Annotated in this window: 10 protein-coding genes, 1 tRNA gene, 3 rRNA genes and 1 pseudogene; 1 reads left to right on the top strand and 14 read right to left on the bottom strand. The window is 66.7% G+C overall.

From position 1 onward, the window contains the following. Nucleotides 1–47: 47 nt before the first annotated feature. The 9 genes from B5557_RS11975 to B5557_RS12015 form a co-directional block, all read right to left on the bottom strand. On the bottom strand, nt 48–518 hold the full coding sequence (locus B5557_RS11975) for a Dps family protein (protein WP_079659111.1): 471 nt from the start codon (nt 516–518) through the stop codon (nt 48–50). Between the two features lie 240 nt (nt 519–758). Further along, the gene (locus B5557_RS11980) at nt 759–1,139 is read right to left on the bottom strand and encodes a helix-turn-helix domain-containing protein (RefSeq protein ID WP_015657463.1); all 381 of its coding nucleotides are present in this window, start codon (nt 1,137–1,139) and stop codon (nt 759–761) included. Between the two features lie 109 nt (nt 1,140–1,248). Beyond that, nucleotides 1,249–1,794, bottom strand: coding sequence for a CinA family protein (locus B5557_RS11985; RefSeq protein WP_079659112.1), 546 nt, complete (start codon nt 1,792–1,794; stop codon nt 1,249–1,251). Continuing rightward, nucleotides 1,791–2,567 carry a CDP-diacylglycerol--glycerol-3-phosphate 3-phosphatidyltransferase gene (pgsA, locus tag B5557_RS11990; protein ID WP_079659113.1) on the bottom strand — a complete coding sequence of 259 codons (777 nt, stop codon included), beginning with the start codon at nt 2,565–2,567 and terminating at the stop codon, nt 1,791–1,793. Before pgsA ends, B5557_RS11985 begins: the two co-directional genes overlap by 4 nt. Then, nucleotides 2,564–4,033 (bottom strand): 30S ribosomal protein S12 methylthiotransferase RimO, encoded by a 1,470-nt coding sequence (gene rimO, locus B5557_RS11995; protein ID WP_079659114.1) that lies wholly within the window; start codon nt 4,031–4,033, stop codon nt 2,564–2,566. Before rimO ends, pgsA begins: the two co-directional genes overlap by 4 nt. Before the next feature lie 89 nt (nt 4,034–4,122). Further along, nucleotides 4,123–4,962, bottom strand: coding sequence for a helix-turn-helix domain-containing protein (locus B5557_RS12000; RefSeq protein WP_079659115.1), 840 nt, complete (start codon nt 4,960–4,962; stop codon nt 4,123–4,125). A gap of 254 nt (nt 4,963–5,216) precedes the next feature. Next, the gene (locus B5557_RS12005; protein WP_173877668.1) at nt 5,217–7,946 is read right to left on the bottom strand and encodes a DNA translocase FtsK; all 2,730 of its coding nucleotides are present in this window, start codon (nt 7,944–7,946) and stop codon (nt 5,217–5,219) included. A 196-nt stretch (nt 7,947–8,142) separates the two neighbouring features. Then, a complete protein-coding gene (locus B5557_RS12010) occupies nt 8,143–8,829 on the bottom strand; it encodes a response regulator (protein ID WP_079659117.1) in 687 nt (228 codons plus the stop codon). Nucleotides 8,830–9,090: 261 nt separating this feature from the next. Further along, nucleotides 9,091–14,553, bottom strand: a complete 5,463-nt coding sequence (locus B5557_RS12015; protein WP_099935828.1) for a HAMP domain-containing protein — start codon at nt 14,551–14,553, stop codon at nt 9,091–9,093. Between the two features lie 376 nt (nt 14,554–14,929). On the opposite strand from B5557_RS12015, the gene B5557_RS12020 reads away from it, so the two are divergent. Continuing rightward, nucleotides 14,930–17,671: a SpoIIE family protein phosphatase gene (locus B5557_RS12020; protein WP_079659119.1), complete on the top strand. Its 2,742-nt coding sequence runs from the start codon at nt 14,930–14,932 to the stop codon at nt 17,669–17,671. A gap of 58 nt (nt 17,672–17,729) precedes the next feature. Here the strand turns inward: B5557_RS12020 and B5557_RS12025 are convergent. The 5 genes and pseudogenes from B5557_RS12025 to B5557_RS12040 form a co-directional block, all read right to left on the bottom strand. Next, nucleotides 17,730–17,802, bottom strand: a tRNA-Thr gene (locus B5557_RS12025). A 75-nt stretch (nt 17,803–17,877) separates the two neighbouring features. Beyond that, a pseudogene (locus B5557_RS45035) lies at nt 17,878–17,964 on the bottom strand (DegT/DnrJ/EryC1/StrS family aminotransferase); the annotation flags it as partial. 104 nt (nt 17,965–18,068) lie between these two features. Continuing rightward, a 5S ribosomal RNA gene (gene rrf / locus B5557_RS12030) occupies nt 18,069–18,185 on the bottom strand. Between the two features lie 87 nt (nt 18,186–18,272). Then, nucleotides 18,273–21,393, bottom strand: a 23S ribosomal RNA gene (locus B5557_RS12035). 313 nt (nt 21,394–21,706) lie between these two features. Next, nucleotides 21,707–23,232: ribosomal RNA gene (locus B5557_RS12040) — 16S ribosomal RNA — on the bottom strand. The 16S, 23S and 5S rRNA genes sit together here, the layout of an rRNA operon. Between the last annotated feature and the right edge of the window lie 84 nt (nt 23,233–23,316).

Here is a 23,316-nt window from a genome sequence, read left to right on the forward strand (position 1 = left end):
GGGCCCCTGCCCGCCGTTTCACACGCCTCAGGCGTCTCACAGGCGTCTCACGCGTTCTCCGCCTGGAACATCCAGTGATGCTTCTCCAGGTCCGCGGTGATCCCGATGAAGATGTCCTGGCTCACAGGATCCGGGTCACCTGTGGCCGCCACCCGTTCCCGCATCCGGGTGATGACCGCGCCCAGCGCCGCGACCAGCGTCCCGACCGCGTCGGTGTCCTTGACCCAGCCGTCCGACACCGCGCCGATCCCGCTGCCTGCCGCCACCGTCGCGGCCCGCCCGTCCGGCGAGACACCCAGCGCCGAGGCCCGCTCGGCCACCGTGTCGGAGTGGGCACGGGCGACGTCCACGACCTCGTCGAGCTGAAGGTGCACGGACCGGAAGCGAGGCCCCACGACGTTCCAGTGGACCTGTTTGGCAACGAGGGACAGGTCGACCAGGTCGACGAGCGCGCCCTGCAGTGCCTCGGAGACGGTCTTCAGGTCGGCGTCGGACAGGGGACTCTTCACGACGTACATCCGTACCTCCGGTGGTCGGCCCCCATGGCATCCGTGGCTCCCCACGGCTCCCACGCGTCCGCGGCTCCCCCCGCGCCCCTCCACCATGACCTCAGCGCCCAACACCGGCAAACGGACGCGAAAAACCCCGACCGCACTCCTCCGGGTCTCCCCGGAGAAGCCCCGGCCGGGGCCTCACACATTCCTGCCTGCGTGCCTACAGGTGCCTGCGTGGCTTCACACGCCCCCGCGGGTGAAATCTCACGCGGCGACCACGTCCACCGCCTCGGCGGGCGCCTTGATGGTCACCCGCTCCGGTGGCACACCGGTCACCGACACGGAACCCAGCATCGGACGAACCGACGTGGGCACAGGCTCGCTGGGGGTTGCCGCTGCAGACTGGGCCAGCTCGGCGAGAGCGAGCTCGTCGCTCACTTCCCGCATGAGCTCGGACATCCGTACGTCCAGCGCGTCGCAGATGGCGGAGAGCAGCTCGGAGGAAGCCTCCTTCTGCCCCCGCTCCACCTCGGAGAGATAGCCGAGTGAGACTCGGGCGGACGAGGAGACTTCGCGCAGAGTACGGCCCTGGCGCTGGCGCTGCCGACGCAGCACGTCACCCAGCAGGCGACGGAGCAGAATCATCGGTGGCTCCCTCCTCGGACCGCGTAGCCGCATCCTTCACGCCCCACCGTACCGCCTTGCGCTGCGGCCGTGCGGGGAGCGATGTCGTGTTCACTCAGGGCTGCAAACATCAAAACCCCCCGTTCTGTTCCGTATCCTGTGCCCGCTCGTTCCCGGTGTGTTCGCCCGCCAGCTCTGTCAGGAGCAGTGCGAGTACGCTCCGTACACTCTCTCTACGAATTTCCGCCCGGTCGCCGTTCAACCGCAGGGCCTCCACTTTTCCGCCAGCGGCGGAACCGGAATCCGCCCCGAACGGACCGTCCACGGCCACGAAGACCGTTCCGACCGGCTGCCCGTCCTGAGGATCGGGACCGGCCACCCCGGTCGTAGCGACGCCCCAGTCGGCGCCGAACGCCCTGCGCACGCCGGCCGCCATCTCTGCCGCCACCTGCGCGTCCACCGCTCCGCGAGCGGCCAGCAGACCGGCGTCGACGCCGAGCAGCTCGTGCTTGAGGCCAGTGGCGTAGGCGGTGACCGAACCCCGGAAGACCTTGGACGCCCCCGGAACCGATGTGATCTCCGCCGCCACCAGACCACCGGTCAGCGACTCGGCCACGGCGAGCGTCTCTCCGTTCACTGTGAGTAGTCGCACCACGTCGGTGGCCGTGGAATTCACGCTTCCGTCTCCTCCGACGCGGCCCGACGCTCGGCGATTCCCTGCCTGCGCAGCACAATGGCCTGTCTTACGTAGTCGAGTCCGGTCACCACGGTCAGCACGACCGCCGCGGCCATCACCCACCACCTCAGGGTGGCCAGCCACCCCGTCAGCGCCAGGACGTACATCCCGACGGCCACGCCCTGGGTGAGCGTCTTGAGCTTGCCGCCCCGGCTCGCCGGGATGACGCCGTACCTGATGACCAGAAAACGCAGCAGCGTGATCCCGAGTTCCCGGCCGAGGATCACGATCGTCACCCACCACGGCAGGTCGCCGAGCGAGGAGAGACAGATCAGCGCCGCTCCCATGATCGCCTTGTCGGCGATGGGGTCGGCGATCTTCCCGAAGTCGGTGACGAGGTCATACGTCCGTGCCAGGTGCCCGTCGAACAGGTCGGTGATCATGGCGACGGCGAAGGCCGCCCAGGCGAGCGAACGCCACGCCGGGTCGTAGCCGCCGTCGGCCAGCATCAGCGCGACGAAGCCGGGCACCAGGACCAGCCGAAGCATGGTCAGCAGATTGGCGATGTTCCAGACGCTCGCCTGGTTGACGGCGGCGGCCGCCAGCTTCGCACCCCGCGGGGGCCTGCCGGCCTCCTGGCCGTCGACGGCGGCAAATGGGACGTCGGAGGCATCGGACGCGTCGGAGGCCGGGCCGGAGACCGGGCTTGCGGGCACGGCGCTGCTCTTGGCCTGCGAGGAGCCGCCCGCAGCCGATGCCGGAACACCCGTCATCTGCCCGCCTCCTCACTACACCCGAGCGAACCCTGCAGAGGCTCGGCCACCAGGTCGACACCCTCCGTACCGACCACCTTCGCCTCGACCATACGGCCGACGCTCAGACTTTCGCCCGATGTGAGCAGCACCTGGCCGTCCGTCTCCGGCGCCTGGTGCGCGCCGCGGCCGTACACGCCCTCCTCGTCCACCGACTCCACGAGGACGTGCACGGTCTCGCCGAGGCGCTCCTCGGCGCGCTGCGAGACGAGTTCCTCGGCGAGCCGGGAGACCCGGGCGAGCCGCTCGGCGACGACGTCCGCGTCGAGCTTGTCGTCGTACGTCGCGGCCTCGGTGCCTTCCTCGTCGGAGTAGCCGAAGACGCCGATCGCGTCCAGCCGCGCACCGTTCAGGAAGCGCTCCAGCTCGGCCAGGTCGGCCTCGGACTCGCCGGGGAAGCCCACGATGAAGTTGGAGCGCACGCCCGCCTGGGGCGCCTTGCCGCGGATGGTGTCGAGCAGCTCCAGGAAGCGGTCGGTGTCGCCGAAGCGGCGCATCGCGCGCAACACGCCGGGCGCGGAGTGCTGGAAGGACAGGTCGAAGTAGGGCGCGATCTTGGGCGTGGAGGTCAGCACGTCGATCAGGCCGGGCCGCATCTCGGCCGGCTGGAGGTAGCTGACGCGCACCCGCTCCAGGCCGTCGACCTCGGCGAGCTCGGGCAGCAGCGACTCCAGCAACCGGATGTCACCGAGGTCCTTGCCGTAGGAGGTGTTGTTCTCGGAGACCAGCATGATCTCCTTGACGCCCTGCTCGGCCAGCCACCGCGTCTCGTTCAGCACGTCGCTCGGCCGGCGGGAGATGAACGAGCCACGGAAGGACGGGATGGCGCAGAAGGAGCAGCGCCGGTCGCAGCCGGAGGCGAGCTTGACCGAGGCAACAGGCGCGCCGTCCAGCCGGCGGCGCAGGGGTGCGCGCGGGCCGGAGGCCGGAGCGAGCCCCTCCGGGAGGTCGGTCGGGCCGTGCCCCGGGAGCGCGACCGCAGCGGCCGATTCCTGCCGCTCGGCCGGGCTGATGGGCAGCAGCTTGCGCCGGTCGCGCGGGGTGTGGGAGGCGTGGATGCCGCCGTTCAGGATGGTCTGGAGGCGGTCGGAGATGTCGGCGTAGTCGTCGAAGCCGAGCACGCCGTCGGCCTCGGGCAGGGCGTCGGCGAGTTCCTTGCCGTACCGCTCGGCCATGCAGCCCACCGCCACGACGGCCTGGGTTCTGCCGTGCCCCTTGAGGTCGTTGGCCTCCAGCAGGGCGTCGACGGAGTCCTTCTTGGCGGCGTCGACGAAGCCGCAGGTGTTGACGACGGCCACGTCGGCGTCCTCGGCGTCCTCCACGAGCTGCCAGCCGTCCGCCTCCAAACGGCCTGCGAGCTCCTCCGAGTCCACCTCGTTACGGGCGCAGCCAAGGGTGACGAGTGCGACGGTACGGCGTTCAGGCATGGGCTCAAGACTACTTTGTCGCACCGACAGTCAACGTCGACGGGGTTGGTGAAGATCACCAACCCCGTATGCGCCAGGCCCCGCCCGGTTCATCCGACCTGCGGGTCGCCCTTCGTGTAGGTCAGGCGCTCCACCGCGCCGGGCCGGAAGTCGTCGTTGATCTTCTTGCCGTTGACGAACAGATCGATCGCTCCGGCGTCGCCGAGGATCAGGCTGATCTTCTCGCTGTCCTGGAAGGTCTTCGAGTCGCCCTGCTTGAGGAAGCCGTCGAAGATCAGCCGGCCGTTGTGGTCCTTGGCGGAGATCCAGCTGCGCCCGTCGGCGGCGCTGACCTGGACGGTCACCTTGTCCTGTGGGGCCGCGGCGATGGCGCTGTCGGACGGCGCCGGCGTGGTGCCGGCGGGCTTGTCGGTCTTCGGCGTGGGCGAGGCGGTCTTCGCGGTCGCCGGGGTGGCACCGTCGGCGACCTGCTCCTTCGACCCGCCGTCGTCGCCGCCCCTGAACGCGGTGAAGCCGACGAAGCCGACGACGGCGACGATCGCGGCGACCATGGCAGCGGTCCAGTTCGGCCCGCGCCGCTCGGGGCGGATACGTTCCGCCTCGAACAGCGGCGCGGCCGGGGTCGGCGCGGGCCGGCCGCCGTGGGTGGCGTCGTACCGGTCGATCAGCGGGGCGGGGTCTAGGTGGACGGCCCTGGCCAGGGTCCTGATGTGCCCGCGCGCATAGACGTCTCCGCCACAGGGAGCGAAGTCGTCCGACTCGATGGCGTGCACGATGGCGATGCGGACCCGGGTGGCGCTGCTGACGTCGTCGACGGTCAGCCCGGCCGCGATGCGCGCCTGCTGCAGGGCACGGCCGATGGAGAAGGGGGCTTCCTCGGACGGGTCTTCGAACGGACGCTCGTCTTCAGGGGAGTTGCCGATGGACACGGGGGCGCCTTTCGAGCGTGTAGCCACCTGTGCTGGAAGTTCAGTCTAGGGGGGGTGCCAAAGGGAGGGGCAACCGGGCGGTACGACTTTGTACGCCATCGGTATGGCCGGACACGCCGATGACGGGCCGGTTACGGCCCCGGCGGGAGCCGCACCTGTCCTCTCGCTCAACTTGACGTACGTCAAAGGGAAACGGTTGTGCGCCGCTCTCTAACGGGTGAGTCACGACCGGCCCCCGCTTCCCGCGTCGACGTCTACCCCTGAGACTCCCCCCGGATCACCGCGAGCACGCCGTCCAGCTCGTCCGGCTTCACGAGAACGTCACGCGCCTTGGAGCCCTCGCTGGGCCCGACGATGTTCCGCGACTCCATGAGGTCCATCAGCCGGCCGGCCTTGGCGAAGCCCACGCGCAGCTTGCGCTGGAGCATGGACGTCGACCCGAACTGGGTGGAGACCACGAGCTCGGCCGCCTGGCACAGCAGGTCGAGGTCGTCGCCGATGTCCTCGTCGATCTCCTTCTTCTGCTTGGTGCCGACGGTGACGTCGTCGCGGAAGACCGGTGCCATCTGGTCCTTGCAGTGCTGGACGACGGCCGCGACCTCGGCCTCGGTCACGAAGGCGCCCTGCATTCGGGTCGGCTTGTTCGCGCCCATCGGCAGGAACAGCCCGTCGCCCTTGCCGATCAGCTTCTCGGCGCCCGGCTGGTCGAGGATGACCCGCGAGTCGGCGAGCGAGGAGGTGGCGAAGGCGAGCCGCGACGGCACGTTCGCCTTGATCAGGCCGGTGACGACGTCGACGGAGGGCCGCTGCGTGGCGAGCACGAGATGGATGCCGGCCGCGCGCGCGAGTTGTGTGATGCGCACGATCGAGTCCTCGACGTCACGCGGCGCGACCATCATCAGGTCGGCGAGCTCGTCCACGATCACCAGCAGATACGGGTACGGCTGAAGCTCGCGCTCACTGCCCTCGGGCAGCTTGACCTTGCCGTTCCTTATGGCCTCGTTGAAGTCGTCGATGTGCCGGAAGCCGAACGCCGCCAGGTCGTCGTAACGCAGATCCATCTCCCGTACGACCCACTGAAGCGCCTCGGCGGCCCGCTTCGGGTTGGTGATGATCGGCGTGATCAGGTGAGGGATGCCCTCGTAGGCGGTCAGTTCGACGCGCTTGGGGTCGATCAGGACCAGCCGCACGTCTTCGGGGGTCGCGCGGACCATGATCGACGTGATGAGGCAGTTGATGCAGGACGACTTGCCGGAACCAGTGGCTCCGGCCACCAGGACGTGCGGCATCTTCGCCATGTTGGCCATCACATAGCCGCCCTCGACGTCCTTGCCGAGCGCCACCAGCATCGGGTGGTCGTCCTCGGCCGCGTCCGCGAGCCGCAGCACGTCCCCCAGGTTGACCATCTCCCGGTCGGTGTTGGGGATCTCGATGCCGACCGCGGACTTGCCCGGGATCGGGCTGATGATCCGCACATCGGGACTGGCGACGGCGTACGCGATGTTCTTCGCCAGCGCGGTGATCCGTTCGACCTTCACGGCGGGCCCGAGCTCGACCTCGTACCGCGTGACCGTCGGCCCGCGGGTGAAGCCGGTCACGGCGGCGTCGACCTTGAACTCGGTGAAGACGTTCGTCAGCGAGGCGACGACGGCGTCGTTCGCGGCGCTGCGCGCCTTGCCGGGGCCGCCGCGCTCCAGGAGGTCGAGCGAGGGCAGGGAGTAGGTGATGTCGCCGGACAGCTGAAGTTGCTCGGCGCGCGGCGGCAGCTCGCGCATCTCCTCCGGTGCCGACTTGGTCAGGTCGGGGACCGCCCCGCCGACCTTGAGCCTCTCCTGCCGAGGACGGGAGGCCGGCGCCGGGACGGGCGTTGGCGTCGTCGGCTCCCGGTCGCCGATGCTCACGCCCTGAGTGAGGTCGGCGACGATCGGCGAGGGCGGCATGCCGTGCAGAACGGCGCCGTCGAGGTCGGCCGCGGCCGCCGCGGCGATGTCCACGGCGTCCAGCTGCCGGTCCATGGCCGGCTGCGGCACCGCGGAGCGCCGGGGACGGCCGCGCCGCCGGGAGAGCGCCTCCTGCTCGGCGTCGTCGGGGTCGTGTGACTGAGGGGCGCTCGAGCGCCGCCGGGGGCGCCCTGGCAGCGCCTCGCGCCACTGCTCGTCGTAGCGCGCGTCGTCGTCGCCGAACTCGTCGTACTCGTCGGCCGCCGGGTCGTGCAGTACGCCCAGCCGCACCCCGAGCTGCCGCAGCCGCTGCGGGATGGCGTTGACCGGGGTCGCCGTGACGACCAGCAGCCCGAAGATCGTGAGCAGCACCAACAGCGGCACGGCGAGGACCTCGCCCATGGTGTACGTCAGCGGGGTCGCCGCGCTCCAGCCGATGAGACCGCCGGCGTCCCTTATCGCCTGCATGCCGTCGCTGCGGGCGGGCGCGCCGCAGGCGATGTGGACCTGGCCGAGCACGCCGATGATCAACGCGGACAGGCCGATCACGATGCGGCCGTTGGCCTCGGGCTTCTCGGGGTGCCGGATGAAGCGCACGGCGATCACGGCCAGCAGGATCGGCACCAGCAGGTCGAGCCGGCCGAAGGCGCCGGTCACCAGGATCTCGACGAGGTCGCCGACCGGTCCGCGCAGGTCGGCCCAGGTGCCCGCGGCGACGATCAGCGCGACGCCGAACAGCAGCAGCGCGACGCCGTCCTTGCGGTGGGCCGGGTCGAGGTTCTTCGCACCGTTCCCTATGCCGCGGAACACGGCCCCGACGGCGTGCGCCAGCCCGAGCCAGATGGCGCGTACGAGTCTGTAGATGCCCCCGGTGGGATTGGGAGCCGGTGCGGGCGCGGGCGCGGGCTTCTTGGCCGCGGCTTTCTTGGCGGGCGCCTTCTTCGCCGGGGCCCTTTTCGCAGCGGCCTTCTTCGCCGGAGCCTTCGCGGGAGCAGCCGCCTTCTTGGCGGGCTGCTTCTTGGCTGCGGAGGGACGTGAGGCCATGGGTGTGAGGTTACCGGTGGAGACCACAGCGGACACGTGTGCCTACTGCTTCACCCGTTCGTGTCGCCCCCGCGTGGGCACGGAACTGACGCGTCCGCTGTGCCGGGAACGGGAACTGACGCGTCCTCATGCACAACTCCATGTGCCGCACGCGCCAGTTCCGTTCCGTGGTGTCGGTCGATTGCGTCAGTTCCGCTCAGTTCTGCGACGGCACCGAGGCCGCGCCACTGCCGGCGCCCGGTTCAAGGGCGTCCAGCGCCCGGCGCAGACCGGTGAGTTTGCGCTCCAGGTGCGCCGCCGTGGCCACCGCCGCCGCGTCCGCCGACTCGTCGTCGAGCTGCTTGGACAGCGCCTCCGCCTGCTCCTCGACGGCCGCGAGCCGCGCGGAGAGCTCGGCGAGCAGCCCCGCCGGCTCCTTGGCGCCGCCCGCAGCGCTCTTGCCGCCACCGCCCTCCAACTGCAGCCGCAGCAGCGCCGCCTGCTCACGCAGCTGGCAGTTCTTCATGTACAGCTCGACGAACACCGAAACCTTCGCGCGCAGCACCCACGGGTCGAACGGCTTGGAGATGTAGTCCACCGCGCCCGCCGCGTAACCGCGGAAGGTGTGGTGCGGCCCGTGGTTGATCGCGGTGAGGAAGATGATCGGGATGTCCCTGGTCCGCTCTCGCCGCTTGATGTGCGCGGCCGTCTCGAAACCGTCCATTCCCGGCATCTGGACATCCAGCAGAATGACCGCGAAGTCGTCCGTCAGCAGTGCTTTGAGCGCCTCTTCCCCGGACGATGCCCGCACCAGCGTCTGATCGAGCGCAGAGAGGATCGCCTCCAGCGCCAGCAGATTCTCCGGCCGGTCATCGACCAGGAGGATCTTGGCCTTCTGCACCATGGCCCGCCCTCCTCGCCCCGGCAGTGCACCGGGCGCCGCCCCTGGGGACGACTCCTTTGCGCCGCCCTTCCTTGTGCCGGTCATGGTAGCCGCACCCCGACCGTCGCCACACCCTGTCACCGTGATGTCACTGTGCACGTAGCAGGAACGCAGCAGGAGACCAGAAGGTTCCCCGAATTCCGCCTCGCTACACGGCGACCGCCACCCTGAGTCAGCAACTCGGGGCGCACGCCGAAGGTTCCCGTCACGCCGTGGTTCCCCTCACGCGTCCCGCATCCACTGCTGCATCACCGACAGCAGGTGATCGGGGTCGACCGGCTTCGTCACGTAGTCGGAGGCACCCGACTCGATCGCCTTCTCCCGGTCGCCCTTCATCGCCTTCGCGGTCAGCGCGATGATCGGCAGCCCCGAGAACTGTGGCATCCGCCGGATCGCCGTCGTCGTCGCGTAGCCGTCCATCTCGGGCATCATGATGTCCATCAGGACGACCGCCACGTCGTCGTGCTGCTCCAGGACCTCGATGCCCTCCCGGCCGTTCTCCGCGTACAGCACCGACAGGCCGTGCTGTTCCAGAACGCTGGTCAGCGCGAACACGTTGCGGATGTCGTCGTCGACGATCAGCACCTTCTCGCCGCCGAACCGGATGCCCACGCGCGCGCGGGCCCCCGCCTCCTGCCCGCGGGCCGGCCACTGCTCAGGACGCCCCACCTGCTCGCCGCCGCTCACCAGACGGCGCCGGCGCCTGAAGAGGGCCGCCGGACCGTTCTGCGCGTCCTGGTACGACCTCACCTCGGCCGGCGTCTCGATCTCCACGCCGGACAGCTCCGACAGCTCCAGCGCCCCGTTCTCCGAGGCCACCAGATCGCCGGCCTCCAGCGCCGGCACGACCTGCTGGTAGCCCTGCGGCGGCAGCTCGCTCGGGTGCAGCGGCAGATACAGCGTGAACGTCGAACCACGGCCCGTCTCGCTCTGTGCGTAGATCTCACCGCCGAGCAACTGTGCGATCTCCCGCGAGATGGACAGCCCCAGGCCCGTGCCGCCGTACTTACGGCTGGTGGTGCCGTCCGCCTGCTTGAACGCCTCGAAGATCACCCGCATCTTGCTGGCCGCGATCCCGATGCCGGTGTCCGTCACCGAGAACGCGATCAGAGGGGCGTCCGGATCGGTGAGCGAACCGGCCTCCAGCAACTGCTCCTTGATCGCCACCGGCACATCCGCCCCGGCCGGCCGGATGACCAGCTCCACCGACCCGGAGTCGGTGAACTTCACCGCGTTGGACAGCAGGTTGCGCAGCACCTGCAGCAGCCGCTGCTCGTCGGTGTGCAGCGTGGCCGGCAGCTCCGGCGACACCCGCACCGACAGATCCAGGCCCTTCTCCGCGGTCAGCGGCCGGAACGTGGCCTCCACGTAGTCGACGAGCTGGACCAGTGCGATCCGCGTCGGCGACACGTCCATCTTGCCCGCCTCGACCTTCGACAGGTCCAGGATGTCGTTGATCAGCTGGAGCAGATCGGAACCCGCCCCGTGGATCGTCTCGGCGAACTCGACCTGCTTCGGCGACAGGTTGCCCTCCGCGTTGTCGGCGAGCAGCTTGGCCAGGATCAGCAGCGAGTTGAGCGGCGTACGCAGCTCGTGCGACATGTTGGCGAGGAACTCGCTCTTGTAGCGCATCGACACCGCGAGCTGCTCGGCACGCTCCTCCAAGACCTGCCGCGCCTCCTCGATCTCGGTGTTCTTCACCTCGATGTCCCGGTTCTGCTGTGCCAGCAGCTCGGCCTTCTCCTCCAGTTCGGCGTTGGACGCCTGCAGAGCCTTCTGCCGCTGCTCCAACTCGGCCGACCGCTCCCGCAGTTGCTCGGTCAGCTCCTGCGACTGCTTCAGCAACAACTCGGTCTTGGTATTGACGGAGATGGTGTTGACGCTCGTCGCGATCATCTCGGCGAGCTGGTTGAGGAAGTCCTTCTGGATCTGTGTGAACTTCGTGAACGACGCCAGCTCGATCACGCCGAGCACCTTGCCCTCGAACAGCACCGGCAGCACGATCACCTGCGCGGGCGGCGCCTCACCGAGCCCAGAGGAGATCTTCAGATAGCCGCTCGGGGCGTTCGCGACGAGGATCGTGCGCTTCTCCTCCGCGGCCGTCCCGACCAGCGCCTCACCCGGCCGGAACGACGTCGGCATGGAGCCCATCGAGTACCCGTACGAGCCCAGCATCCGCAGCTCGTACTGGTCGGCGTCGCCGTCGGTCGGCGGCATGGCCAGGAAGAAGGCACCGTGCTGCGCGGCCACCAGAGGCGGCAGCTCGCTCATGATCAGCGAGGCCACGTCCGCCAGGTCGCGCCGCCCCTGCATCAGAGCGGACACGCGCGCGAGGTTGCCCTTGAGCCAGTCCTGCTCCTTGTTGGCGATCGTGGTGTCGCGCAGGTTGGTGATCATCTTGTTGATGTAGTCCTGGAGTTCCTGGATCTCCCCGGACGCGTCCACGTCGATCTTCAGGTTCAGGTCGCCACGGGTCACCGCGGTCGCCACGCGCGCGATGGCACGCACCTGACGGGTGAGGTTCCCGGCCATCTCGTTGACGGACTCGGTCAGGTCACGCCAGGTGCCGTCGACGTCACGCACGCGTGCCTGACCGCCCAGCTGCCCCTCCGTACCCACCTCGCGGGCAACGCGCGTGACCTCCTCGGCGAACGACGACAGCTGGTCGACCATCGTGTTGATGGTCGTCTTCAGCTCGAGGATCTCCCCGCGCGCGTCGATGTCGATCTTCTTCGTCAGGTCACCCTTGGCGATCGCCGTCGTGACCATGGCGATGTTGCGCACCTGGCCGGTCAGGTTGGACGCCATCTGGTTCACCGACTCGGTGAGGTCCTTCCACGTGCCCGCCACACCCGGCACATGTGCCTGACCGCCGAGGATGCCGTCCGTGCCCACCTCACGGGCCACCTTGGTGACCTGCTCGGCGAACGAACTCAGCGTCTTCACCATGGTGTTGATGGTGTCGGCGAGCTGCGCGACCTCGCCGCGCGCCTCGATCGTCACCTGCCGCGTCAGATCGCCGTTGGCCACCGCCGCCGCGACCTGCGAGATGTTGCGCACCTGCGTGGTCAGGTTCTTGGCCATCAGGTTGACGTTGCCGCTGAGGTCCTTCCAGATGCCCGTGATACCCGGAACGTGCGCCTGGCCGCCCAGGATGCCCTCGGTGCCGACCTCACGGGCCACCCGGGTCACCTGCTCGGCGAACGACGACAGCTGGTCGACCATCGTGTTCACGGTGGTGACGAGCTCCAGGATCTCGCCCTTGGCGTCGACTGTGATCTTCTTCGACAGGTCGCCCTTGGCGACGGCGGTCGTGACCTCCGCGATCTGGCGCACCTGAATGGTCAGGTTGTTCGCCATGAAGTTCACGGACTGCGTGAGGTCCTTCCAGGTGCCGGAGACACCCTGCACCTCGGCCTGCCCGCCGAGTTGCCCCTCCGTACCCACCTCACGGGCCACTCGCGTGACCTCCTGGGCGAACGACGACAGCTGGTCCACCATCGTGTTCAGCGTGTTCTTCAGCTCGAGGATCTCCCCGCGCGCGTCCACGGTGATCTTCTGGGACAGGTCACCGCGGGCCACCGCGGTGGCGACCTGCGCGATGTTGCGCACCTGGGCGGTGAGGTTGCCGGCCATGCCGTTCACCGAGTCGGTCAGGTCGCGCCACACACCGGCCACACCGGGCACCTGTGCCTGCCCGCCGAGCCGCCCGTCCGTGCCCACCTCACGCGCGACCCGGGTCACCTGATCGGCGAAGGCAGACAGCTGATCCACCATCGTGTTGATGGTGTTCTTCAGCTCCAGGATCTCCCCGCGCGCGTCGACGTCGATCTTCTGCGAGAGGTCACCCCGGGCCACCGCGGTCGTCACCTGGGCGATCTGCCTCACCTGAGAGGTGAGGTTGCCGGCCATGAAGTTGACGGAGTCGGTGAGTTCCTTCCACGTACCCGACACACCGTCCACCCGGGCCTGACCGCCCAGCCTGCCCTCGGTGCCCACGTCCCGGGCCATCCGCGTCACCTGGTCGGCGAACGACGACAGCTGGTCCACCATCGTGTTCACGGTGTTCTTCAGCTGCGCCATCTCGCCGGACACGTCGACGGTGACCTTCTGCGAGAGGTCGCCGTTGGCCACGGCCGTGGTGACCTGCGCGATGTTCCTCACCTGTCCGGTGAGATTCCTGAACGCCGTGTTGACGGAATCCGTCAGGTCCTTCCACGTCCCGGCCACACCCGACACCTGAGCCTGACCGCCCAGCTCACCCTCGACCCCGATCTCCCGCGCCACGCGGGTGACCTCGGCACCAAAGGCCGACAGCTGGTCGACCATCCCGTTGACGGTGTTCTTCATCTCCAGCATCTCGCCGGCCACGTCCACGGTGACCTTCTGCGACAGATCGCCGCTGGCCACGGCCGTCGTCACCGCGGCGATGTCCCGCACCTGAGTGGTGAGGTTGCGGAACACCGTGTTGACGGAGTCCGTCAGGTCCTTCCACGTCCCGGCCGCACCCGGCACGTTCGCCTGACCGCCGAGCTGCCCTGCCGCCCCGACTTCGTTGGCCACGCGCGTGACCTCGTCCGCGAGAGTCCGCAGCGTCTCGGTCATCTGGTTGATCGTGTCGGCGAGCTGCGCGATCTCGCCCCGCGCCGAAACCGTCACCTTCTGCGACAGGTCGCCGTTGGCGACCGCCGTCGTCACCTCCGCGATCCCGCGCACCTGGGCCGTCAGGTTGCCGGCCATGGTGTTCACCGAATCGGTGAGCTCTTTCCACACCCCGTCCACGCCGGACACCTGCGCCTGACCACCCAGGATGCCCTCGGTCCCCACCTCGCGCGCGACCCGGGTCACCTCGACGGAGAAAGCGGAGAGCTGGTCCACCATCGTGTTGACGGTGTTCTTCAGCTCGAGCATCTCGCCCTCGACGTGAACCGTCACCTTCCTTGACAGATCACCCTTGGCCACGGCCGTCGTCACCAGCGCGATGTCCCGCACCTGCGCCGTGAGCCGCTCCGCCATCGTGTTGACGGACTCCGTGAGGTCCTTCCACGAACCCGACATACCACGCACCTGGGCCTGACCGCCCAGCTTGCCCTCGGTACCGACCTCGCTGGCCACGCGGGTGACCTCGTCGGTGAACGTCGACAACTGGTCGACCAGGTTGTTCACCGTCCGCCCGACCTTCAGGAACTCCCCGCGCAGCGGATGCCCGGTCCCCTCCGGCGTGTGCGTCCGAAGCTCCATCCGCGGCGACAGATCACCCTCCGCCACCGCCGACAGCACCCGCCCGACCTCGGACACAGGCCGTACGAGGTCGTCGACCAGCGCGTTCGAGTTGTCGATGGCGGTCGCCCAGGACCCCTCGCAGGCGCCCGTCTCCAGCCGCTCGGTGAGCTTTCCCTCACGTCCCACCATGCGTCGCACCCGCGACAGCTCACCCGTGAGGTGGAGATTTCGGTCCGCGACCTCGTTGAACACGGCCGCGATCTCCGACATCACGCCGTCGCCGGACACCGTGAGCCGCTTGCGGAAATTGCCGTCCCGCATGGACCCGAGAGCGACCAGCAGCCGGTCCAGGGCCGCCGTGTCCACGACGGTGGTCCCGCCGCGTGGTGTGCGCTGCCTGCTCGGGGACTGTCCGCCTTTCGCGCGCGTCTTAGTGCCCCGCGTCGCTGCGCCAGACTCCACTTGTCCCTCCCGCAGGGGTCGACCGTTGCCTCTGTACCTGGGTGCTGCTGCTCGCCATACGTGATGCCGCTGGGGTTTTCCGCCTGATGAAACCAGGCGGGCCCCGGGGGCTGCTGCCCCCTGTGCGCAGAAGACACCCAGTCTGCCCGGACCTTCACAAGAAGCTTGCCCAGTGTTTCACCCTTGCCGAACCCGGCCATAACAGTTCGGCAGCTTCGCACATCGTCCGCACACGCTCGGGCGGAAACACTGGTGACCGGCATCCGCGGGGACCGGGAAGGTAAGTAACCTTGCATGCGGCTGTCCAGCCGCGCCGGTCCGTCCGGCCTGGGCGGTGGCACGAGCACGAGCGGGCATCGGAGGGGCGGCCGCACACATGACCACCGGACTGATCCCGGGGGGACAGCCCCCGGACCCCCGGCCTTCAGGCATGCGTCCACCGCAGCAGCGGTGCGACCAGAGCGGCCAGGGATCCCCGCACGTCGACAACCGGTCGAGGAGTTCTGTGATCACCGCGCGCGCGGCCGCCAGCTTCGAGCCCGTCGGGCGATCGGTAGCGACCGCCCGCTCCTTCGTACGCGACACCCTCCAGGGGTGGGGCTTCGCCGACATCGTCGACGACGCCGTGGTCCTCACCAGTGAGCTGGTGACGAACGCCGTCGTCCACGCGGGCACCCACGCCGACGTCCTGTGCCTGCGCAGCGACGACGGCGTACGCATCGAGGTGGCCGACCGGTATCCCGAACGTGAGATCCCCCTCCAGGGTTCCCCAGCCACCATGGGCAGCCCCGACCGCGAAGGCGGCCGCGGCCTCCAGCTCTGCGCGGCCATCGCCGGCCGCTGGGGCGTCGAGTACACCCCCACCCACAAGCAGGTCTGGTTCCAACTCGACCTCCCCGACCGCCCGGTGGGCACCCGCGCGGCCGGCCCGTCCCTCCCGGCCGACCTCCTCCCGCTCGCCGACAGCCGGGTGCGGGTGGCGGTCATCCAGATCGACCGCGCGGGCGCCATCTCCGCCTGGAACGAGGACGCGGAGGAACTCTTCGGCTATCCGGCCGACCAGGTCATCGGCAAACCCCTCACCGACCTCGCCGCCTGGCCGCACACCCCCGGCACCAGCACCGGCATCGCGGAAGCCCTCCAACTCTCCCGCTGGGAGGGCAGCTACGGCATCCGCGGCGCCAACGGCCGCGTCACGCCCGTCTACGCCTCCCACCTCCGTGTCCGCGACACCGACGGCGAGCCCTCCACGGTCTGTCTCCTCGTCCGCGACCACGAACGCGCGGTCCTGCAGACCCCGTTGCGCGTTCCGGCCTCCGACACGACCACCGGCTCCGACGGCCAGAGCACCGACCCCTTCGAGGTGTTCATCGGCTCCCCGGCCCCGGACGACCTCGACGGCCTCCTCCAGCGCACGGTGGAACGGGCCCGCGACATGCTCGACGCCGACTCCGCCTTCCTCCTCCTGGCCACCGACGACGAGACGGAGTTGGAGGTCCGCGCCTCCACCGGCCTGCCCTCCGCCCGCCAGCGCTTCGCGCGCGTGCCCGTCGAGGCAGGCCCCGGCCGCTACGGCTCGGCCCGCATGCCGGCCGTCCACGAGGACCTCCTGGCCGTCCCCGGCGCCCTCCCCCTGTTGAGCGGCACGGGCATGCGCTCGGTCGTCACGGTCCCGCTGAAGGTCGAGGGCCGTCTGACGGGCTCCCTGGGCGTCGCGGCCGAGGCTCCCGGCCGCTACTCCAACGAGGAAGCTCTGCGCCTGCAGTTCGCGGCCGACCGCATCGCGCTGGCCGTGGAGTCGGCCCGTCTGGGCGAGCTGGAGCGCCTGCGCCGGGGCTCCCTGAGCTTCCTCGTGGAGGCCTCCGACCTCCTCGCGGGCACCCTGGACCGCGACCAGACCCTGGCCCTGATGGCCCAGATGACGGTCCCGACCCTGGCGACCTGGTGCGCGGTCTACACGATCGCCGACCAGGCCTCCGACCCGTACCTGTCGTACGTCCTGCACGAGGACGAGGAACTCATCGACGGCATCAAGTCGTTGCTGTCGAAGATCGCCCCGCCGGACCCGGTCCCCACCCCCGGCGCCCGGGTCTGGGCCGCCCCCGCGGAGGCCGCGCACGACGCGGCTCTGCGCAGTTCGATGCGCAGCCTGGGCCTGACCGGCGGCCCGACCCACCAGGTCTCCTCGGGCATCGGCCCCACCCTGGCGACGGCGTCGGCGGTGGGCGGCGAGACCGTCGTCCTTCCCCTTGTCGCCCGCAACCGCGTCATCGGCATGCTGACCCTCGGCAAGCCCACCGACGAACACTTCCGCCAGGAGATCCTGGAACTGGCCGAGGACCTGTCCCGACGCGCCGCGCTCGCCCTCGACAACGCCCGCCTCTACTCCGAGCGGACCGCCATCAGCCAGTCCCTCCAGCGCAGCCTGCTGCCCCCGGAGACCCCCAAGATCGACGGCGTCGAGGTCGAGGTCATCTACCGCGCGGCCGGCGAGGGCAACGAGGTCGGCGGCGACTTCTACGACGTCTTCCCCATCAGCGACGGCGCATACGGCTTCGCCATCGGCGACGTCTGCGGCACGGGCCCGAACGCGGCGGCGGTGACGGGCCTGGCCCGCCACGCGCTGCGGCTGCTGGCTCGCGAGGGCCTCAGCGGCCCCGCCGTCCTGGAACGCCTGAACTCGGCGATCCTCGACGAGGGCGCCCGCAGCCGCTTCCTGACCCTCCTCTACGGCGAGATGCGCCCACAGGAGGACGGCAGCGCCGAGCTGAAGGTGGTCTGCGCCGGCCACCCGCTCCCCCTGCGCCTTCGTCAGGACGGCACGGTCGAGGCGGCAGCCGAACCCCAGCCGCTCCTGGGCGTCATGGAGGACCTGGAGCTCTACGAGCAGACGGTCACCCTCGACCGGGGCGATGTCCTGCTCTGCGTCACGGACGGCGTCACGGAGCGCCGTGAGGGCACCCGCATGCTGGGCGACGACGGTCTCGCCGACGTCCTCTCCACCTGCACCGGCCTCACCGCCGGCGCGGTCGCGGCCCGCATCATGCGCGCGGTCGAACGCTTCGCGTCGGACGCCCCCTCGGACGACATGGCGATCCTGGCGATGCGGATGGCGTGAGGGGAAGCGGGACACGAAAAAAGCCCCCGCCCGAATGGGCGGAGGCTTTTTTTCGCGGAGCCCCCTAACGGAATCGAACCGTTGACCTTCTCCTTACCATGGAGACGCTCTGCCGACTGAGCTAAGGGGGCCAGCTACTTTTCGAGGTTTCCCTCGCGGCAACGGAATAGATCATACCCCGAACAAGCCGATGTTCCCAAACTCGTTCAGCAGGCGGGCTGAAACAGTCCGTCGAGCGTGTGGCATGCCGACACGATCCGCCGCATGTCCCGCTTCGTCAACGAGGCATCGACCCCGGCATAGGTGTGTCCGTCTCCATCGTCGGGCATCCGCTGACCACAAACAAAAAGGGTTGGGCACCGAACCGAAGTTCAGAGCCCAACCCTTTTGAATGATTGTTCGGCGGTGTCCTACTCTCCCACAGGGTCCCCCCTGCAGTACCATCGGCGCTGTAAGGCTTAGCTTCCGGGTTCGGAATGTAACCGGGCGTTTCCCTCACGCTATGACCACCGAAACACTATGAAACTGTCCAGCCGCACCACGCTGTGGCAACGTGGGGCTGTTCGTGGTTTCAGAACCAACACAGTGGACGCGAGCAACTGAGGACAAGCCCTCGGCCTATTAGTACCAGTCAGCTTCACCCATTACTGGGCTTCCACATCCGGCCTATCAACCCAGTCGTCTACTGGGAGCCTTACCCTCTCAAGGAGGTGGGAACACTCATCTCGAAGCAGGCTTCCCGCTTAGATGCTTTCAGCGGTTATCCCTCCCGAACGTAGCCAACCAGCCATGCCCTTGGCAGAACAACTGGCACACCAGAGGTTCGTCCGTCCCGGTCCTCTCGTACTAGGGACAGCCCTTCTCAATGTTCCTGCGCGCGCAGCGGATAGGGACCGAACTGTCTCACGACGTTCTAAACCCAGCTCGCGTACCGCTTTAATGGGCGAACAGCCCAACCCTTGGGACCGACTCCAGCCCCAGGATGCGACGAGCCGACATCGAGGTGCCAAACCATCCCGTCGATATGGACTCTTGGGGAAGATCAGCCTGTTATCCCCGGGGTACCTTTTATCCGTTGAGCGACGGCGCTTCCACAAGCCACCGCCGGATCACTAGTCCCGACTTTCGTCCCTGCTCGACCCGTCGGTCTCACAGTCAAGCTCCCTTGTGCACTTACACTCAACACCTGATTGCCAACCAGGCTGAGGGAACCTTTGGGCGCCTCCGTTACTCTTTAGGAGGCAACCGCCCCAGTTAAACTACCCATCAGACACTGTCCCTGATCCGGATCACGGACCCAGGTTAGACATCCAGCACGACCAGAGTGGTATTTCAACGACGACTCCACCTGAACTGGCGTCCAAGCTTCACAGTCTCCCACCTATCCTACACAAGCCGAACCGAACACCAATATCAAACTGTAGTAAAGGTCCCGGGGTCTTTCCGTCCTGCTGCGCGAAACGAGCATCTTTACTCGTAGTGCAATTTCACCGGGCCTATGGTTGAGACAGTCGAGAAGTCGTTACGCCATTCGTGCAGGTCGGAACTTACCCGACAAGGAATTTCGCTACCTTAGGATGGTTATAGTTACCACCGCCGTTTACTGGCGCTTAAGTTCTCAGCTTCGCCACACCGAAATGTGACTAACCGGTCCCCTTAACGTTCCAGCACCGGGCAGGCGTCAGTCCGTATACATCGCCTTACGGCTTCGCACGGACCTGTGTTTTTAGTAAACAGTCGCTTCTCGCTGGTCTCTGCGGCCACCCCCAGCTCGAGCAGCAAGTGCTCTCACCAAGCGTGGCCCCCCTTCTCCCGAAGTTACGGGGGCATTTTGCCGAGTTCCTTAACCATAGTTCACCCGAACGCCTCGGTATTCTCTACCTGACCACCTGAGTCGGTTTAGGGTACGGGCCGCCATGAAACTCGCTAGAGGCTTTTCTCGACAGCATAGGATCATCCACTTCGCCACAATCGGCTCGGCATCAGGTCTCAGACTATATGAACGGCGGATTTGCCTACCATTCGCCCTACACCCTTACCCCGGGACAACCACCGCCCGGGATGGACTACCTTCCTGCGTCACCCCATCACTCACCTACTACAAGTCTGGTCCGTCGGCTCCACCACTTTCCATTCCCCGAAGGGTCCGGAACGGCTTCACGGACTTAGCATCGCCTGATTCAATGTTTGACGCTTCACAGCGGGTACCGGAATATCAACCGGTTATCCATCGACTACGCCTGTCGGCCTCGCCTTAGGTCCCGACTTACCCTGGGCAGATCAGCTTGACCCAGGAACCCTTAGTCAATCGGCGCACACGTTTCTCACGTGTGAATCGCTACTCATGCCTGCATTCTCACTCGTGAACCGTCCACAACTACCTTCCGGTGCTGCTTCACCCGGCACACGACGCTCCCCTACCCATCACAGCCGCCGTTGGGCGTATTGCTGCAATGACACGACTTCGGCGGTACGCTTGAGCCCCGCTACATTGTCGGCGCGGAATCACTAGACCAGTGAGCTATTACGCACTCTTTCAAGGGTGGCTGCTTCTAAGCCAACCTCCTGGTTGTCTCTGCGACTCCACATCCTTTCCCACTTAGCGTACGCTTAGGGGCCTTAGTCGATGCTCTGGGCTGTTTCCCTCTCGACCATGGAGCTTATCCCCCACAGTCTCACTGCCGCGCTCTCACTTACCGGCATTCGGAGTTTGGCTAAGGTCAGTAACCCGGTAGGGCCCATCGCCTATCCAGTGCTCTACCTCCGGCAAGAAACACACGACGCTGCACCTAAATGCATTTCGGGGAGAACCAGCTATCACGGAGTTTGATTGGCCTTTCACCCCTAACCACAGGTCATCCCCCAGGTTTTCAACCCTGGTGGGTTCGGTCCTCCACGAAGTCTTACCTCCGCTTCAACCTGCCCATGGCTAGATCACTCCGCTTCGGGTCTTGAGCGTGCTACTGAAACGCCCTGTTCGGACTCGCTTTCGCTACGGCTACCCCACCCGGGTTAACCTCGCAACACACCGCAAACTCGCAGGCTCATTCTTCAAAAGGCACGCAGTCACGAGATATGTGCAAGCACATATCCGACGCTCCCACGGCTTGTAGGCACACGGTTTCAGGTACTATTTCACTCCGCTCCCGCGGTACTTTTCACCATTCCCTCACGGTACTATCCGCTATCGGTCACCAGGGAATATTTAGGCTTAGCGGGTGGTCCCGCCAGATTCACACGGGATTTCTCGGGCCCCGTGCTACTTGGGTGTCTCTCAAACGAGCCGCTGACGTTTCGACTACGGGGGTCTTACCCTCTACGCCGGACCTTTCGCATGTCCTTCGCCTACATCAACGGTTTCTGACTCGTCCTGTCGCCGGCAGACGACAGAAGAGAGATCCCACAACCCCCACGACGCAACCCCTGCCGGGTCTCACACGTCGTAGGTTTGGCCTCATCCGGTTTCGCTCGCCACTACTCCCGGAATCACGGTTGTTTTCTCTTCCTGCGGGTACTGAGATGTTTCACTTCCCCGCGTTCCCTCCACATACCCTATGTGTTCAGGTATGGGTGACAGCCCATGACGACTGCCGGGTTTCCCCATTCGGAAACCCCCGGATCAAAGCCTGGTTGACGACTCCCCGGGGACTATCGTGGCCTCCCACGTCCTTCATCGGTTCCTGGTGCCAAGGCATCCACCGTGCGCCCTTAAAAACTTGGCCACAGATGCTCGCGTCCACTGTGCAGTTCTCAAACAACGACCAGCCACCCATCACCCCCAACCAACAGGCTGGAGTTCACTGGGGCCGGCATCAGAAGGACGACCACACGGCCGTGCCCTCAGACACCCAACAGCGTGCCCGGCACCCCCGCCACTCGTGATCAGCTTTCCACGCTCCGAAGAGCAGTACTTACAGCCCGAGATGACTGAGAATGCCGAATAATCAACGTTCCACCCATGAGCAACCAGCATCGGACGTACGCCGATGTACTGGCCTCTGGACAACCTCGCGGCTGCCTAGAAGTGCTCCTTAGAAAGGAGGTGATCCAGCCGCACCTTCCGGTACGGCTACCTTGTTACGACTTCGTCCCAATCGCCAGTCCCACCTTCGACAGCTCCCTCCCACAAGGGGTTGGGCCACCGGCTTCGGGTGTTACCGACTTTCGTGACGTGACGGGCGGTGTGTACAAGGCCCGGGAACGTATTCACCGCAGCAATGCTGATCTGCGATTACTAGCAACTCCGACTTCATGGGGTCGAGTTGCAGACCCCAATCCGAACTGAGACCGGCTTTTTGAGATTCGCTCCACCTCACGGTTTCGCAGCTCTTTGTACCGGCCATTGTAGCACGTGTGCAGCCCAAGACATAAGGGGCATGATGACTTGACGTCGTCCCCACCTTCCTCCGAGTTGACCCCGGCAGTCTCCTGTGAGTCCCCATCACCCCGAAGGGCATGCTGGCAACACAGAACAAGGGTTGCGCTCGTTGCGGGACTTAACCCAACATCTCACGACACGAGCTGACGACAGCCATGCACCACCTGTACACCGACCACAAGGGGGCGACCATCTCTGGCCGTTTCCGGTGTATGTCAAGCCTTGGTAAGGTTCTTCGCGTTGCGTCGAATTAAGCCACATGCTCCGCTGCTTGTGCGGGCCCCCGTCAATTCCTTTGAGTTTTAGCCTTGCGGCCGTACTCCCCAGGCGGGGAACTTAATGCGTTAGCTGCGGCACCGACGACGTGGAATGTCGCCAACACCTAGTTCCCACCGTTTACGGCGTGGACTACCAGGGTATCTAATCCTGTTCGCTCCCCACGCTTTCGCTCCTCAGCGTCAGTAATGGCCCAGAGATCCGCCTTCGCCACCGGTGTTCCTCCTGATATCTGCGCATTTCACCGCTACACCAGGAATTCCGATCTCCCCTACCACACTCTAGTCTGCCCGTATCGAATGCAGACCCGGGGTTAAGCCCCGGGCTTTCACATCCGACGCGACAGACCGCCTACGAGCTCTTTACGCCCAATAATTCCGGACAACGCTTGCGCCCTACGTATTACCGCGGCTGCTGGCACGTAGTTAGCCGGCGCTTCTTCTGCAGGTACCGTCACTTTCGCTTCTTCCCTGCTGAAAGAGGTTTACAACCCGAAGGCCGTCATCCCTCACGCGGCGTCGCTGCATCAGGCTTTCGCCCATTGTGCAATATTCCCCACTGCTGCCTCCCGTAGGAGTCTGGGCCGTGTCTCAGTCCCAGTGTGGCCGGTCGCCCTCTCAGGCCGGCTACCCGTCGTCGCCTTGGTGAGCCATTACCTCACCAACAAGCTGATAGGCCGCGGGCTCATCCTTCACCGCCGGAGCTTTCAACCCCCACCCATGCGAGTGGAAGTGGTATCCGGTATTAGACCCCGTTTCCAGGGCTTGTCCCAGAGTGAAGGGCAGATTGCCCACGTGTTACTCACCCGTTCGCCACTAATCCCCACCGAAGTGGTTCATCGTTCGACTTGCATGTGTTAAGCACGCCGCCAGCGTTCGTCCTGAGCCAGGATCAAACTCTCCGTGAATGTTTACCGGTAATCCGGTGCACACACACGAGAGCGGAACAGCCAGGCGGAATAAGCCCGGCCGTTCACAGCGTCCTCGCTGTG

The sequence above is a fragment of the Streptomyces sp. 3214.6 genome (assembly GCF_900129855.1).
GTDB classification, from domain to species: domain Bacteria; phylum Actinomycetota; class Actinomycetes; order Streptomycetales; family Streptomycetaceae; genus Streptomyces; species Streptomyces soliscabiei.